This is a genomic window from Streptomyces sp. NPDC127038 (assembly GCF_042725875.1).
GTDB lineage: Bacteria > Actinomycetota > Actinomycetes > Streptomycetales > Streptomycetaceae > Streptomyces.
Genome location: NZ_JBHXDQ010000020.1, coordinates 61,378 through 75,516, shown reverse-complemented (window position 1 = coordinate 75,516; position 14,139 = coordinate 61,378). Strand labels below are relative to the sequence as shown.

The following is a 14,139-nucleotide window of genomic DNA, read 5'->3' as shown; positions in this document are numbered from 1 at the left end:
GGGCCCGGTGCCGGGCGGGGATCAGGAGAGTCCGGAGGCCCAGGAGTAGCCCTTGAGGTACGGGTCCGGCTTGACCGGCTTGCCGGAGTTCCACACCTCGGTGATCAGACCGTCGGAGCCGACCTTGCCGATCCGGGCGGTCTTGTAGACGTGCTGGGTGGCGCCGTCCACGGTGACCTTGCCCTCGGGGGCGTCGAGGGTGATGCCGCCGGAGGCGGCCTTCACCTTCGCCACGTCGAAGGACCCGGCCTTCTCGACCATCGCCTTCCACAGGTAGACGGAGATGTAGGCGGCTTCCATCGGGTCGGACGTCGGCTTGTCCTTGCCGTACGCGGCCTGGTAGGCGGCAACGAACTTGGTGTTGGCCGCTCCCGGGGTGGTCTCGTAGTAGTTCCAGGCCGTGAGCTGGCCGTCCAGGTACTGGGTACCGATGCTCTTGACCTCCTCCTCCGCGATGGAGACGGAGACCACCGGCAGGCTCTTCGCGGTCAGGCCGGCCGACTTGTACTCCTTGAAGAAGGCCACGTTGGAGTCGCCGTTGAGGGTGTTGAACACGGCGTCCGCGCCGGCGCCCTTGACCTTGTTGACGATGGTGCCGAACTCGGTGGAGCCGAGCGGGGCGTAGTCCTCGCCGACGACATCCATGCCGTTGGCCTTCGCATAGGCCTTGATGATCTTGTTGGCGGTGCGCGGGAAGACGTAGTCGCTGCCGACCAGGTAGAGCTTGGTCAGACCCCGCTTCTTGAGGTAGTCGAGTGCGGGCACGATCTGCTGGTTGGTGGTGGCGCCGATGTAGAAGATGTACGGCGACTGCTCCAGGCCCTCGTACTGCACGGGGTAGAACAGCAGTGACTTGTACCGCTCGAAGACCGGCTTGACGGCCTTTCGGCTGGCCGAGGTCCAGCAACCGAAGGTGGCGACCACCTTGTCGTTCTTGATGAGGGTCTCCGCCTTCTCGGCGAAGGTGGGCCAGTCGGAGGCGCCGTCCTGGCTGACGGGCTGAAGTTTCTTGCCCAGCACGCCACCGGAGGCGTTGATCTCCTTCACCGCGAGCAACAGCGCATTGTGGACGGTGACTTCGCTGATCGCCATGGTGCCCGAGAGCGAGTTCAGCAGGCCGACCTTGACCGTGTCGCCTGATGTGTCGGCCTTGGCGCCGGAGCCGGTGGAGGTGGTGTCGCCCGTCTTGGCGCCGCACGCGCCGAGGGCCGCCGATGCGCCGGCGGCCGAGATACCGGCCAGGAGACCGCGTCTGCTGATGCTGTACCCGGACATGCACAACCTCCTTGCCCCGAAGGGCGATACGAGAGAGCGGAAAGACTCTGGGGAGGGAATGAAGGGGACGGCGCTTCAGAGGTGGCGGTGTCGGCGCACGGGTTCCCCAGCCGTTCCGGGGTGGTGTCCGGGCTGGTCGCTGAAGTGCGACCACAGCCTGGAGGGAAACTGTTTCCACCGCGTTTCGGAGCAATTGATGAACAGTTTCCAGTGAAAGTATTGCGCTTCGGAGAAAACGGAGGAAGCCGCCGTTGGATAGCCCCGGTTGAGGAAATGGCGGAAACGACCATCAATGTTTCCCCGGGGAAGGGTCGGATATTCTGATTCCCCTTTTCCGGGGCCCGGTGATCGACGGTACGCTCGGGCATCGGTCGGCGGGCACGAGCGGAGGAGCACGATGGCGGGACGACCCCAGGAACTGCTCCACCTGCTCACGCGAGCCGAACGGCTCGCGGTGCGCCGAGTGCAGTGCGTCCTCGACGAGTTCGGGTGTTCCGTGGAGGCGTGGCGGGTGCTCGACCTGCTCTCGGACGGCCGGGGCCACAACATGACGGCCCTCGCGGACCACGCCTTCCTGCCGGCGCCGAGCCTGACCAAGCTGATGGACCAGCTCGTCGACCAGAACCTGGTCTACCGTCGCGTCGACCCGGCCGACCGGCGCCGCGTCCTGGCCCACCTCACCCCACGGGGCATGCAGCGGTGGCAGTTGCTGGCACGCGAAGTGCGGGCCGACTGGCCGGACCTGGATGCCCTGCTCGCGGGCGAGGGGCTGGACGACCTGCTCGCGCGGCTGGCCGAGGCCCTGGAGGGACGGCTCACGGCCGGTCCGGCGCGCGTCACGACAGGTCGTGCGGGGAAGGCAGTTGGGCGAGCACGTTGAAGTCGGGACCGTCCGCCTCCGCAAGGTAGATGCGCTGGCGGACATGCCGGTCCCGGAGGTGGAGCAGGCCGCGCGGACCCTCGTAGGAAACGTTCTCCGCGGCGGCCGAGATCGCGGAGACGTCCAGGGTGCGGGCCCGCTCGATCAGCGTGGCGAGCAGCAGCACTCCCTCGTAGCACGACTCCCCGAGGCTGCCGGGGGCCGGCGCCTCCAGGCCGAAGCGGCCGGCGTAGCGGCCGTGGAAGTCCAGGGTGTCCTGGTTCGCCAGCGAGGAGAAGAAGCCGGCCGTACTGAACAGGTTGCCGGTCGCCTCCGGGCCGCTCGCCATCAGCATGTTCTCGTCCATCAGCGTGCTCAGCCGCAGACATCGCCGGTCCAGGCCGTTCGCGGCGAACGCCCGGTTGAAGCGGACCGCGTCGCTGCCGACCAGCAGCATCAGCACGCCGTCCGCCTCCGTGTGCTCGATGCGCCGCAGCACGTCGGCGAAGTCCTCCGTGCCCAACGGCAGATAGGCCTCGCCGCAGACCCGGCCGCCGCGCGGCGCCTGGGCGTAGCGGCGTGCGGCGCGGGCGGTGCGCCGCGGCCAGACGTAGTCGTTGCCGACGACGAACCACCGGCGTGTCCGCCGCGCCCCGGCGAGCAGGTGCATGGCCGGCCGGAGTTGCCAGTCCGGTGTCTCGCTGGTCATGAAGACACCGTCGGTGCGCTCACCGCCTTCGTAGAGGGCGGTGTACACGTATGGCACCCGGTGCGCGACGCGCGGCGCCACCGCCTGCCGGACCGAGGAGATGTGCCAGCCGGTCACCCCGTGCACCACGCCGGTCGCCACCAGGGCCCCGACCTCCTCGGCGACCTTCTCCGGCCGGGCTCCGCCGTCGACCTCCAGCAGCCGCAGCTCCCTGCCGAGCACACCACCGGCCTGGTTGATCTCCTCGGCGGCCAGCCGCGCGCACGTCCCGCAGGCGGGACCGAGGATTCCAGCGGGCCCTTGCATCGGGTACACGAGCGCGACGTTCAGGGCCGACTCGTCGGCCGTGAACCACTCGGGGCTGCGGGGGTGGAGCGGCCGGCGCATGGTCACATGATGGCGTGACGGCGTTCCTCACCCAAGCACGGGCCGGGATCGAGACCGATTCGTGGGCGCGAGGAGCCGCCGGGCGCCGACGGCTCCTCGCCCCGCTCCCCCGGCGACCCGGGGCCCTCGGCCCATCAGGCAGGCCGGGCGAGCTCACCCCTGTCCGCGGCCCGGGCTTGGACATGCGCGTCCAGGGCGGCGAAGGTGGCTCCGGGGCGCTCGATGTGCGGCAGATGGCCGGCCTCGGCGATCAGCTCGAACGACCCCCGCGGAAACGCTCCCGCGAAGGCCCGCCCGTAGGCGGGCGTGACGATGCGATCGCTCTCGCCCCACAGCACGAGAACCGGGATCCGCACCCGGCCGAGCCGGTTCAGGAGCTTCGGGTCGTGCATGTACGGGTCGCCCGCCAGCACGCGCAGCGCGGCCATGTTGGCCCGCTGGAGCGCGATCCGCTCTTCGGTGAGCGTGGCCGGGTCCACGGCGAAGCGGGCCGGATCGTGGAAGGAGTACGCGGCGATCTCGTCCGGCCGGAGTCCGAAGATCTCCCGGACGGGCTCGCCCGGGACCTCCACACCCGCGGCGTTGACCAGCACCAGCGAACCGATCACAGCGCCGTCGTCGCGGAAGGCCATCTCTGCCGCGGTCCAGCCGCCGAGCGAGGAACCGACGACGAGGACGTCACGGTGACCCTCGTCCCTGAGCCAGTGCAGATAGGCGATCGCCAGATCGTCGACACCGGTGAACCAGCCGGGGCGCTCCGTGCCGTTCCAGCCCGGGTGCGTGGGAACGACGGCCCGCATGCCGTGCCGGTCGGCCAGGTGCGCGGCGATGCCCTGGACGGTGGCCGGGCCGCCACCGCCGTGCAGGACGAGGGCGAGGCGGCCGTCGGCGGGGCCGGTCTCGGTGAGGTGGAGGGGTAGGTCGGGGCGCGGGTGGACGGTACGCGTACGCATCTCGGCATCAGTCATGGGCGAGACCGTATCTACGTATGCGTATATACGCAAGCTTAGATTCGACCTAGGATGCGGTCATGACTGCGCACCAAGAGACGAACGGGGCCCGGGCCGCGGCCGGCGGAACCCGAGGCAGGACCGACGACGGCGGACCCGCCACCGACACAGGGCACGGCTCCGCGCACGGCAGCGCCGCTTCGGCCGCCAGGACCCCGGGCCCGCCTCCCGCTTCCCCCGCGGCGCCCGATCTCGAAGAGCTGGGGCGCGCCGTGAAGGAGGCGCAGTACCGGCACCACCGCACCCTCGACACCCGGCTCGCGGCGGTGGGCACGACCCTGGCCCAGTGGGACGCGCTGCGGGCGATCTCCCGTGCACCCGGAGCGTCCGCGCACGAACTGGCCGTCGCGACCTTCCAGGGCGACCAGTCCTTCGGCACCCTGGCCACGCGGCTCGCGGCCCAGCACCTCGTCGAGCGCCGGCCCGGCCGCGGCCGACGGATCGAACACCATCTGACGGAGACGGGCGAGCACGTCCTGGCCGCGGGGCGCACCGTCGCCCGCGAGGTGCTGGCCGCGTCCTTCGGCCCCCTGGACGACGACGAGCGGGCCACGCTGCTCGGCCTGCTGCGCCGGATCGGCACTCCGGGCGAACCGCTCGACGCTCAGCGGCTGTGAGACGAACGAGGCGACCGCGAGAGAGTGCGGCGGCTCAGTGCGCGCCGGGCGGCGCGGGCGGCTCGGCCCGGCCTGTGCCGGCCGGCGGGTTGAGGAGGTAGGCGATACTGCGCGCGGCGTCCGTGATCTGCCGGTCGGTGGCGTCGAGATCCTGGGCGGCGTGGAAGGCGAAGTGGACGCTGAGCAGGGCCATGCGGATGCGGATCGCCTCCTCGACCGTGGCGTCGGGGCCGGTGAGGCTGTCGTACAGGGCGTTGAGACGCTCCAGGACGTTCTCGCGGTCCGGGCGCAGGTCCTTGAGCAGGTGCTGATTGGTGAGCGCGAACCGCATGACGGGCAGCTTCTGCTCGGAGGCCGTGGCGATCATGCGGTCGATGACCTGCGCGCGCAGCTCGGGGCCGGGGGGCTGGGTGCGGACCCAGGAGACGAGCTCGTCGAGGGCCGCCAGGTACTCGGTGAACAGCGAGCGTACGATCTCTTCCTTGCTCGGGAAGTGGTAGTACAGCGCGGCCTTCGTCACACCCAGGCGCTCGGCGATCTCCCGCAGCGAGGTGGCCTCGTACCCCTGCTCGGTGAACAGCTCGAGCGCGACAGCACGGATCTCGGCCTTGGTGTCGCTGCCACGCCGCTGCGCCGCGCCCATGTGGTGTGCCTCTCTGCGGTGGTGCCGCGGACGACTGGTGCCGTCGCGGGGCCTGGCTTGCCAGCTTACCGCCCGGCAAGTAAGTTACTTGACGACAGGTAAGTGACAGAGAGTCATCATAGGGCCTCTGTCGCTCCACAGGCATGTCCGCTCGTACCGTGCTCTCCCCTGCGCCTCCTCTTTCGGGCCCAGCCGCATGGACGCGCGTCCACCGTGCTGCCTGCATCACAGAGCGTCCCGAAGAAAGGCAACACCCATGGCGTCGGCCGAAGCGATCCCCACCGAGGAGAAACCGGCGGGGTTCACCCATCGCGAGATCATGGCGACCATGAGCGGTCTGGTCATCGCCATGCTCCTGGCCATGCTCGACAACATGATCGTGGCCCCCGCCCTGCCGACGATCGTGGGTGACCTGGGCGGCCTCAACCACCTCGCCTGGGTGACCACCGGCTACATCCTGGCCTCGACCGTGGCCACGCCGATCTGGGGCAAGCTCGGCGACCTCTACGGCCGCCGCATGACCTTCATCGCCTCGATCTCGATCTTCCTGATCGGCTCCGCGCTGTGCGGCATGTCCCAGAACATGGGCGAGCTGATCGGCTTCCGCGCCCTCCAGGGCCTGGGCGCCGGCGGTCTGATGGTCGGCGTCATGTCGGTCATGGCCGAGATCGTGCCGGCGCGCGAGCGCGGCAAGTACCAGGGTGTGCTGATGGCCGTCATGCCCGCCGCCATGATCGGCGGCCCGCTGGCCGGCGGTTACATAACCGACCACCTCACCTGGCGCTGGGCCTTCTACGTCAACCTGCCGCTGGGCGTCGCCGCCCTCGCGGTGTGCTGGTTCACGCTGGCCAAGCTCTCCCGCGGCACCGGCAAGGTCCGCATCGACTGGATCGGTACGGCCCTGCTCAGCACCTGGATCACGGCCCTGGTCCTGATCACCAGCTGGGGCGGCAACGAGTACGACTGGGACTCGGCGATGATCATCGGCCTCGCCGTGCTGACCGTCGTGGCCTTCGTCGCGTTCGTGTTCGTCGAGCGCCGCGTCGCCGAGCCGATCATGCCGCTGTCGGTCTTCAACAACCGCAACTTCTCCCTCGCCGGGACCCTGAGCTTCATCGTCGGCTTCGCCCTCTTCGGCGGCATCACCTTCCTGCCGCAGTTCCAGCAGTTCGTGCAGGGCTCCTCCGCCACCAACAGCGGTCTGCTGCTGCTCCCGATGATGCTCGCCTCCATGGCGATGTCCATGGGCGGCGGCGCGATCATCAGCCGCACCGGCCACTACCGCGCCCTGCCGATCGTCGGCACCATCCTCATGGCCGCGGGCCTCGGCCTGTTCGCCACCATGGGCACCGGCACCTCCCGGGGCACCACCTCGCTGTACATGGTCGTCCTCGGCGCGGGCATGGGCTGCCTGATGCAGACCACGATGCTCATCGCGCAGAACAACGCCCCGCTGCGCAACATGGGTGCCGCCACCGGTGCCGCCACCTTCCTGCGCAACATGGGCGGCTCCCTCGGCGTCTCCCTGCTGGGCTCCATCTACACCTCGGCCCTCACCCACTCGCTGACCTCCCACAGCGGTGGCGCGGCGGCCGGCAGCGGCTCCGTGCACGTGGCCCAGATGACCCCGCAGGCGCTGCGCAGCCTCCCCGAGGCCGCTCAGCACCTGTTCCAGCAGGCCGTCACCGACGGTGTCGACAAGGTCTTCTTCTGGGGCGCCATCGTCTCCGCCGTCGGCCTGATCGTCGCCCTGTTCATCCGCCACACCCCGCTGCGCGGCTTCGGTGACGCGAAGCCCGCCGAGGACAAGGAAGCTCCGGTCCTCCAGGTGGCCGAGTGACCTGAGGGATCCGTGCCGCCGGTCCGGCGGCACCCCTCCGACAACACATGACGCAGCCTCGCCCGGTGATCCGGGCGAGGCTGCGTCGTTGTGTGCGGAGGTGCGCTAGTGGCCGGCCGAGGCCTGCTCCTGGAGGAGGGCGGTGATCTGGTTCACGTCGTTGAAGATGCTGATGAAGCTGTTGAGGTCGGCGGTGGCGGCGCCGTTGACGCCGACGAAGAAGGTCAGCAGACGGCCGTCGTCGGTCTTCAGATAGCCGGCCTCGTTCTGGGCGGTGGCCGCGAGCTGCTGGTTCAGGTCGTCCACACCGACGATGGTGCCGGGCTTGGCGAACACCTTGCCCTTGGCCGGGCAGTCGGTGGTGCAGGAGATCCCGTTCGAGCCGTCGACGCCCAGGATCGGGAGCAGCTTGCGGAAGGCCCTGGCGTCCGGGGTGTGCAGCCAGTAGGTGAGGAGCTCGACCAGGCCCTTCGGCGTGACCCGCTCGGACGGCGTGCCGCCGCGTCCGTCGGAGAGCTGGAACTGCATCGGGTCGACGTGCGCGACGTTCGTGAGGAAGTCGTGCTCGATCGGGAACGCGTCGAAGCAGTTCTTGCTGCCGCGGGCGACGGCCATGTTGCACAGGGCCAGGTTGGCGCCGAGGTTGTGGCTGACCTTCAGGATCAGCTTGGCGTACTGGCTGTACGGCGGGGAGACGTACGCGGCGACGCGGCGGTCGCCCCGGTAGGAGGCGGGCAGCTGGTTCTTCGGGTTGGCCCCGGTGGGCGGCGCGGTGACGGTGACGCCGACGCGGCCGAGGGCCTCGATCAGCGCGGTGCGGCCGAACGCGTTCGGGTCCTGGATGCCGGAGACCCGCAGCAGCGGCTGCGAACCGGCGGCGATGGTGCCGGAGAGGTGGATCTGGGTGCCGTCGGGCGAGGCGGTCACGTTCACGGAGGTGGTGCCCCCGCGGGAGACCGTCCGGACGCTTGAGGTGACGTGGTACGGCGACACCTGTGGGCGCCAGAACAGCTTCGCCGCCTGCCCGGGCCTGGTCGGGGTCGTCAGCAGGTCGATCAGGTTGTCGTTGAGGATCAGCGGGGTGGGCTGCGGGCTCAGGTCCGGCAGCTTGAAGATGCGGGGGTCGATGATGACGTTGCCGTCGACCCGGGTGATGCCGGAGTCGCGGATCTGCCGGGCGATCTGGTTGATGCCCGCCAGCGGGTTCTCGGGGGTCAGGGTCGCGCCGGGGAGTTCGGCCTCGGTGTGGTCGATGTCCGTGTAGTCAACCGAACCGTCGGGCTTGGTGCGCCCGCCCATGGTCAGGTCGCCCTGCGCGACCAGCGCCAGGTTCCCGTGCAGCGTCGAACCGGTACGGGTGCCGGTCGCCATCACGGGAGTGGTGAACCGGTGGTTGGGGCCGAGCGTGTTCCAGGCGGTCGAGATGGTGACCAGCTTGACGGTGGAGCCGGGGACGAAGAACTGGTTCGCGAACTGGGAGTGGATCACCCGGCCGCTTTCCGGGTCCGTCTCCAGCACGCCCCACTGCGCGTGCTTGTACTCGGGCTTGTGCATGATCGCCTCGATGGCGGGGCCGAGGTCGTCGCCGTGCGCAGCCGCCGGGGAGCCGGCGGCCGCCGCTCCCGCCAGAAACGTGAGGGTCGCGCCGGCAGCGGCCCAGGTCCGTAGCCGGCCACAGTTCATCGGTCTCATGCGTTCCGCCGTTCCTGATGTCGAAAGAGCCGAATCGAGGAAGCGCGCGTCGCGCGGGGCCTGCTCGCGCGGGCCCTGCTCGCCGGGCGCTCCTGCGGCATCGTAGGAACAGGGACCGCGCGCGTTTCCGCTGATCGAGGCCGCGCCGACGGTGCGGGGGCGAACTTCATCCGGTCGGTCGATCGTCGTCACACGCCCGGCCCCGGGGACGCATCGCGACCGGGCGGCACGCGGGTCGCCCGGTCGCGGAACCCCCTCGCGTCCGGGCCGGACGCGGGCCGCCACTGACGGGGACCCCCGCGCGACCGGGCCGGACGCGGGCCGGACGCGGGCCGCCGCTGCCGGCCCGGTGCCCGGGACCCGGCTACGGCTGGTCGGTCACGAACCGGTCGACCACGGCCGTGAGCTCCTCCGGCTTCTCGACGGGCAGTTCGTGCCCGGCGTCCACGATCCGGACCACGGCGTCCGGGCAGGCCTTGGCCATCCGCAGCATCTGCGACACGGGCAGCTGGATGTCGTGGTAGCCGTGGACCAGGAGCGTGGGCGTGCGGATCTCGCCGAGCCGGTCGAGGACGTCGAAGGACCGCATGGCCCCGTAGCACGTCATGACCACCTCGCGGGGCGTCCCGGCCGAGGCGCGGACGTAGGCGCGGATCTTCTCGCGCGGGTAGCCGGGGGCGAAGGCGCGCTGGATGTTGGCGGCCACGAACAGCTTGAACGGCACCATGGTCGAGACCGCCATCAGCAGCCCCCTCCCCCGGCTGTACGTCATCCTGCTGATCGAGTTCACCAGCACCAGCCGCTCGACCCGCTCGGGGTGGTCGAGCGTCAGGGTCTGCGCGATCATCCCGCCCATCGAGTGGCCGACGAGGACGAACCGGTCGAGCCCGAGGTGATCGAGGACGGCGAGCACGTCGCCGGCCAGCGCCGCCACCGTCGACCGCCCTGACCCGTCGCTCTCGCCGTGCCCGCGCAGGTCCAGCCGTACCACCCGACGCTTCTGGGCGAAGTGGTCCATCTGGTGGTCCCAGCGGTGCCGGTCGGCCGTCCAGCCGTGGATGAACACCAGGGGCACGCCGTCACCGTCGCGGGGGCCCTCGTCGTCGTACGTCAGCGTGGCGCCGTCGACTTCGAGCTGCGGCATGGGGCCTCCTGGAGTGCGGTCGCGTCTTTGTGGTTACTGGTCGGTACGGTAACGGGCCGCGGGGCCCCCGTCACCGTCGTTCGCCGAGGAATTCGAGGATGTGACCGAACACGTCGAGGGCGGCACCGCGGCCCAGGAACGTGTCCAGGTGGCCGTAGGCGGGGATCTCGGTGTACGACACGTCCAGCTGGGGCTGCCGGTGTGCCAGCACCTGGTGGCAGAGCTTCTGCGAGTCCAGCCAGAGTCCGTTCTCGCTGCCCGCGAGGAGCAGCACCGGGGTGTCGATACGGCCGGCCGCGTCCAGCGCGTTGGGCGGCAGCGCCCGGTAGCGGTGGTCGCTGTCGTGCCAGCGGACGACGCTGCGGGCGAGCTCGATACGGCGCAGGTGCGGCAGGATCCACAGGGGCGCGGGTCCGAGGAGTTCGGCGAGCCGGTCATGGGTGGCCTCGGACAGGTTCTCGTGCAGGAACAGCGAAGCACCCGAACCCCAGGCCGAGTTGTGGAGGATCTGGCAGGTCGGGTCCGGGCAGCCGGCTCCGCGGGAGGCCAGCGCGAACAGGGCCGTGTACTTCGAACGGAGGCCGACCTTGCGGAAGTCGACCGGGATGTGGTCGATGCGGTTGCGCAGCAGCTCGCCGGCCACCGTCATCCGCAGCGAGGTGCGTCCCGCGAGCTTCGGCGTCAGGAACACGCCCTGGGACACGACGCCCGCGAGCCCGGGCACCAGTCCGGCCGTCATGCTCAGCGACAGCGTGAGGGCGCCGATGCAGTGGGCGACCACGAACAGCGGCCGGTCGCCGATGCGTTCACGGATCCGGGCGACGGCCGCGGGGATGTCGTACAGGGCGACGTCGTCGTACGTGTACCTGTGGCCGGTCTCGTTGTAGGGGAGCCGGCAGCTGCCCCGCCAGTCGAGCAGCCACGGCTCGTAGCCGTCGTCGAGCAGGACGTCGACCAGGTTGCGGGTCTCGGGGAGCAGGAACATGTCCGCGGACGCGGTGTGCCCGTGCAGGAGCAGCACGGCGGGCCGGTCCCGGTCCCCGCTGTCGACGCGGGTGAGGCCGAGGCGCAGGCCGTCACCGGCGTGGAAGGGGATCTCCTCGACCCGGGCGGGATCGAGCCGGTGGCACAGCGGTCTCGGGGCGGGGCGCCTCCTGACCCTGCGGATCGGTTGCCTGGTACGGGAGTTGGTCGTCCTGAGGATCATCGGTGGCGCTCCGAGGGGGTACGGGTACGGCGGAGTTCGAGGAGGTCCGCGGCGGCGCGGGCGAAGGGGTTGAGCAGACCGCGGCCCATTTCGGCGCCGAACCAGGCGAGCCAGGTCAGCTTGGCGGCACGCTTCTCCGGGCCGGTCAGACGCGGGTCGACCTCGATGCCGTCGATCTGGTCGCGGACGTAGCTGTCGGCGGGCACGACGAGTTCACCGGCGAGGCTCGCGGGTTCGTCCTCACGGCCGATCTCGACGGACAGCGCGCGCGTCTGCCGCCACACGTCCCGGCGGGCGCGGGCGTACTTGTGGCCTTCGAGCCACCAGCGGCCGCCGTCGGCGTCGCGCAACGTCAGCCGGTAGCGCAGGAGTCGGGTGCGTGTCCCGTGCCGCTGCGGGATGCCGTCCTCGGGGCGGATCCAGAGGTCGCCGCGTTCCACGAGCAGCGGCTCGGGATGGATCGCGGCACACGTCAGTTCGCCGGCGGCGTCCACCCGGCGCTCCCGCACCAGTTGGTACATGCTCGCGATGGAGAGGGTGAGCGCCATCGAGCAGGGGGCGCCGGCACCGACGGCGGCCGCCGCTCCCACCGAGTCTTCCGCCCCGACCGGGACCGCCCCGGCCTGGGCCCCTTCTCCGACCGGGCGCACGGCACCCTCGGTCGTCTCGGAGAACCACAGGTACGGCTGGTCGTCCTTGTGCGGGAGCCGGGCCAGGCCGTCCTCGGCGAGCCGCTCGAACGTCCTGAGCTGGGCCCGGGCGTCGTAGCGGGACGCCGGGCGAAGGCCCAGCGCCTCGACGAGCGCGGCGGTGCGTTCGCCGGTGGCCGCCGGGCCCTTCAGGGTCGCCTCGCACAGCCTGAGCGCGGTGGGACTTTTCAACACCCTTGTGAGGAAGCCCAGTTCGGGGACGGGTTCGGCCTCCAGGCGGGCCAGGGCGTCGGTGCGCCACTCGTCCCAGTCCTGTACGCGCACATGCATCCCGCCGACCGCCATGTCCCGTACGACGTCGTCGAGGGTGTTGGGCACGCCGGTCAGGTTGTAGTCGAATCCCCAGGCGTCGGGCTCGCAGACGACGGCGGCCGCGACCCGGCTCACCCAGTCGACGGGGGCCGCGTTCAGACGGTGGAAGGCGGGCACGGTGCGCAGCCGCCCGAAGGCCGCGACGAGTCCGCTGCTGAGGTCCTGCGGGTTGTGGGCGCCCGTGCGGGTGTGGCCGCCGATGCCTCCCGGGCGCAGCGCGGTGACGATCAGGCCGTGGTCGCGGGCCCGCCGCAGGGCGACCTCGGCGGCCCACTTCGTCTGGTCGTAGCCCGCGACGAGACGGTCGACGTGGGCGAGCGGGTCGTCCTCGCCCATGGAGGCGATGCCGACCTCGTTGAAGACCGCGATGGAGGAGATGTGGTGCAGCGGCTTGGGCGGTCCGGTCGCGGCCAGTTCCGCCAGGGTGAGCGCGCCGAGGACATTGCTCCGGCGCAGCGACTGGTAGCCGCGCAGGAAGTCGACGGCGGCCGCCACGCCCACGATGCTGTCCAGTTCGTGGGCGAGCTCGTTCCACAGGTCGTCGGACAGGCCGAGGTGCGGCTGTCCGAGGTCGCCGGGGAGCACGGTGATCCGGCGGCGGATCTCGGAGGACCAGGGCAGCCGGTGGCTCTTCAGCGCCTCGCCCAGGCGGGCCGTGGCCGCGTCCGTGTCGGCGGCGCGCACGAGGCAGTGGACGTGCGCGTCGCTGTGTCTGAGCAGGTCGAGGAGCAGATGGCCGCCGAGGAAGCCGGTGGCGCCGGTGAGCAGGATCCGGCGGGGCGGCACGGGCTCGGGCGAACCGATCCAGGGCAGGCGGTCGGCCAGGGAGAGATCGGCCAGGATCTGGTCGAGATCCTCGGGACGGGCGGTGGTGTACGGGGGACGGGCGTCCGAGGTCCGGAGGGCACCGGCCGTAGACGCCGACGGGGCGGGAGCCGTAACCGGGGTCGGAACGGGCGCCGGGGTCGGGGTCGAGGTCGGGGCCTGCACGGTGATCGGCTCGGTGATCCGATCGGTGATCCGCTCCGTGCCCCCCTCCGCGACACGACCGGTGACCTGCCCGGCGAGTGGCCCGGTGACCTGCCCGGTGATCCGCTCGACGAGTTGCCCGGTGATCCCCTCGTTCGTCGTGGCCGGCCCATGGCCCGACGGCGTGACGCCCGCGGTCGCGGCACCCACGGTCGCCACCCAGCGCAGCGCCAGGCTCCGCGGACGGGCGTCGGCGAAGACCTCGTCGAGGTCGATCTCCATGCCCAGCTCGTCCTCCAGCGCGGCGACGAGTTCCACCGCTCCCACGGAGGTCCCCCCGGCGTCGAAGAAGTCGGCGTCGGGCGCCAGTCGCCCTGCCGGTACGAAGCGGCCGGCGGTGGCGGCGATGACGACGGCCAGGCCCTCCGCGTCGGGGGTGGCGGAGTCCGACGGGGCGCCGGTGCCGTGGTCCGCCACGCCACCACCACCGACAACACCACCGCCACCGCCACCGGCACGGCGGCCCGTCCCGTCCGCGACATCGGTTCCGCTGCGCGTTCCGGTCGCCATCGGCTCGGGGGCGGGCGCCGGGGCGGGCGTGGACGGCTGTCCGACCCTGGCCAGGAGGTCCTCCAGGCTCGGCCCGCCGTCACCCCGCTCGATCGCCTCGGCGATCGCCCGCTGTCCGGCGTAGGCCGTGTTCTCTGTCTTCTCGCTCATGAGAGCCCTCCGCGCTGTGCGTTGTGCCATGTCCTCGTCCGCGTT

The 14,139-nt window shown here is 71.0% G+C and carries 11 protein-coding genes; 3 read left to right on the top strand and 8 right to left on the bottom strand.

Annotated features, from left to right (window positions below; genetic code table 11):
• Positions 1–21 precede the first annotated feature (21 nt).
• The gene (gene urtA / locus ACFWI4_RS16800) at positions 22–1,275 is read right to left on the bottom strand and encodes an urea ABC transporter substrate-binding protein (protein ID WP_387196413.1); all 1,254 of its coding nucleotides are present in this window, start codon (positions 1,273–1,275) and stop codon (positions 22–24) included.
• Between the two features lie 397 nt (positions 1,276–1,672).
• Here urtA and ACFWI4_RS16795 point away from each other — a divergent pair, with 397 nt between their 5' ends.
• A complete protein-coding gene (locus ACFWI4_RS16795) occupies positions 1,673–2,155 on the top strand; it encodes a MarR family winged helix-turn-helix transcriptional regulator (protein ID WP_387196409.1) in 483 nt (160 codons plus the stop codon).
• On the opposite strand, the gene ACFWI4_RS16790 is transcribed toward ACFWI4_RS16795, so the two are convergent.
• Entirely contained in the window at positions 2,112–3,230 is a 1,119-nt protein-coding gene (locus tag ACFWI4_RS16790; RefSeq protein WP_387196407.1) for a substrate-binding domain-containing protein, read from the bottom strand. The two genes, ACFWI4_RS16795 and ACFWI4_RS16790, sit on opposite strands and share 44 nt — an antisense overlap.
• Positions 3,231–3,364: 134 nt before the next feature.
• The gene (locus ACFWI4_RS16785) at positions 3,365–4,198 is read right to left on the bottom strand and encodes an alpha/beta fold hydrolase (RefSeq protein WP_387196404.1); all 834 of its coding nucleotides are present in this window, start codon (positions 4,196–4,198) and stop codon (positions 3,365–3,367) included.
• A gap of 242 nt (positions 4,199–4,440) precedes the next feature.
• Between ACFWI4_RS16785 and ACFWI4_RS16780 the strand changes: the two genes are divergently transcribed.
• Positions 4,441–4,857 (top strand): MarR family winged helix-turn-helix transcriptional regulator, encoded by a 417-nt coding sequence (locus tag ACFWI4_RS16780; protein WP_387196519.1) that lies wholly within the window; start codon positions 4,441–4,443, stop codon positions 4,855–4,857.
• A gap of 34 nt (positions 4,858–4,891) precedes the next feature.
• Here ACFWI4_RS16780 and ACFWI4_RS16775 read toward each other — a convergent pair whose 3' ends face one another.
• On the bottom strand, positions 4,892–5,500 hold the full coding sequence (locus ACFWI4_RS16775; RefSeq protein ID WP_387196401.1) for a TetR/AcrR family transcriptional regulator: 609 nt from the start codon (positions 5,498–5,500) through the stop codon (positions 4,892–4,894).
• A 256-nt stretch (positions 5,501–5,756) separates the two neighbouring features.
• Here ACFWI4_RS16775 and ACFWI4_RS16770 point away from each other — a divergent pair, with 256 nt between their 5' ends.
• Positions 5,757–7,340: an MDR family MFS transporter gene (locus ACFWI4_RS16770; protein ID WP_387196398.1), complete on the top strand. Its 1,584-nt coding sequence runs from the start codon at positions 5,757–5,759 to the stop codon at positions 7,338–7,340.
• 105 nt (positions 7,341–7,445) lie between these two features.
• On the opposite strand, the gene dacB is transcribed toward ACFWI4_RS16770, so the two are convergent.
• From dacB to ACFWI4_RS16750, 4 genes are all read right to left on the bottom strand, one after another.
• A complete protein-coding gene (gene dacB, locus ACFWI4_RS16765; RefSeq protein ID WP_387196395.1) occupies positions 7,446–9,032 on the bottom strand; it encodes a D-alanyl-D-alanine carboxypeptidase/D-alanyl-D-alanine-endopeptidase in 1,587 nt (528 codons plus the stop codon).
• A 364-nt stretch (positions 9,033–9,396) separates the two neighbouring features.
• A complete protein-coding gene (locus ACFWI4_RS16760) occupies positions 9,397–10,176 on the bottom strand; it encodes an alpha/beta fold hydrolase (protein ID WP_387196392.1) in 780 nt (259 codons plus the stop codon).
• 70 nt (positions 10,177–10,246) lie between these two features.
• The gene (locus tag ACFWI4_RS16755; RefSeq protein WP_387196389.1) at positions 10,247–11,383 is read right to left on the bottom strand and encodes an alpha/beta hydrolase; all 1,137 of its coding nucleotides are present in this window, start codon (positions 11,381–11,383) and stop codon (positions 10,247–10,249) included.
• On the bottom strand, positions 11,380–14,094 hold the full coding sequence (locus ACFWI4_RS16750; protein ID WP_387196386.1) for a thioester reductase domain-containing protein: 2,715 nt from the start codon (positions 14,092–14,094) through the stop codon (positions 11,380–11,382). The genes ACFWI4_RS16755 and ACFWI4_RS16750 overlap by 4 nt, the downstream gene beginning before the upstream one ends.
• Positions 14,095–14,139 lie beyond the last annotated feature (45 nt).

Excerpts from the sequence above, each read along its gene's own strand:
- ACFWI4_RS16755 (WP_387196389.1), bottom strand. The coding sequence starts at position 11,383 with ATGATCCTCAGGACGACCAACTCCCGTACCAGGCAACCGATCCGCAGG.
- ACFWI4_RS16760 (WP_387196392.1), bottom strand. The coding sequence starts at position 10,176 with ATGCCGCAGCTCGAAGTCGACGGCGCCACGCTGACGTACGACGACGAG.
- ACFWI4_RS16790 (WP_387196407.1), bottom strand. The coding sequence starts at position 3,230 with ATGCGCCGGCCGCTCCACCCCCGCAGCCCCGAGTGGTTCACGGCCGAC.
- dacB (WP_387196395.1), bottom strand. The coding sequence starts at position 9,032 with ATGAGACCGATGAACTGTGGCCGGCTACGGACCTGGGCCGCTGCCGGC.
- ACFWI4_RS16775 (WP_387196401.1), bottom strand. The coding sequence starts at position 5,500 with ATGGGCGCGGCGCAGCGGCGTGGCAGCGACACCAAGGCCGAGATCCGT.
- ACFWI4_RS16785 (WP_387196404.1), bottom strand. The coding sequence starts at position 4,198 with ATGACTGATGCCGAGATGCGTACGCGTACCGTCCACCCGCGCCCCGAC.
- ACFWI4_RS16770 (WP_387196398.1), top strand. The coding sequence starts at position 5,757 with ATGGCGTCGGCCGAAGCGATCCCCACCGAGGAGAAACCGGCGGGGTTC.
- ACFWI4_RS16795 (WP_387196409.1), top strand. The coding sequence starts at position 1,673 with ATGGCGGGACGACCCCAGGAACTGCTCCACCTGCTCACGCGAGCCGAA.
- ACFWI4_RS16750 (WP_387196386.1), bottom strand. The coding sequence starts at position 14,094 with ATGAGCGAGAAGACAGAGAACACGGCCTACGCCGGACAGCGGGCGATC.
- urtA (WP_387196413.1), bottom strand. The coding sequence starts at position 1,275 with ATGTCCGGGTACAGCATCAGCAGACGCGGTCTCCTGGCCGGTATCTCG.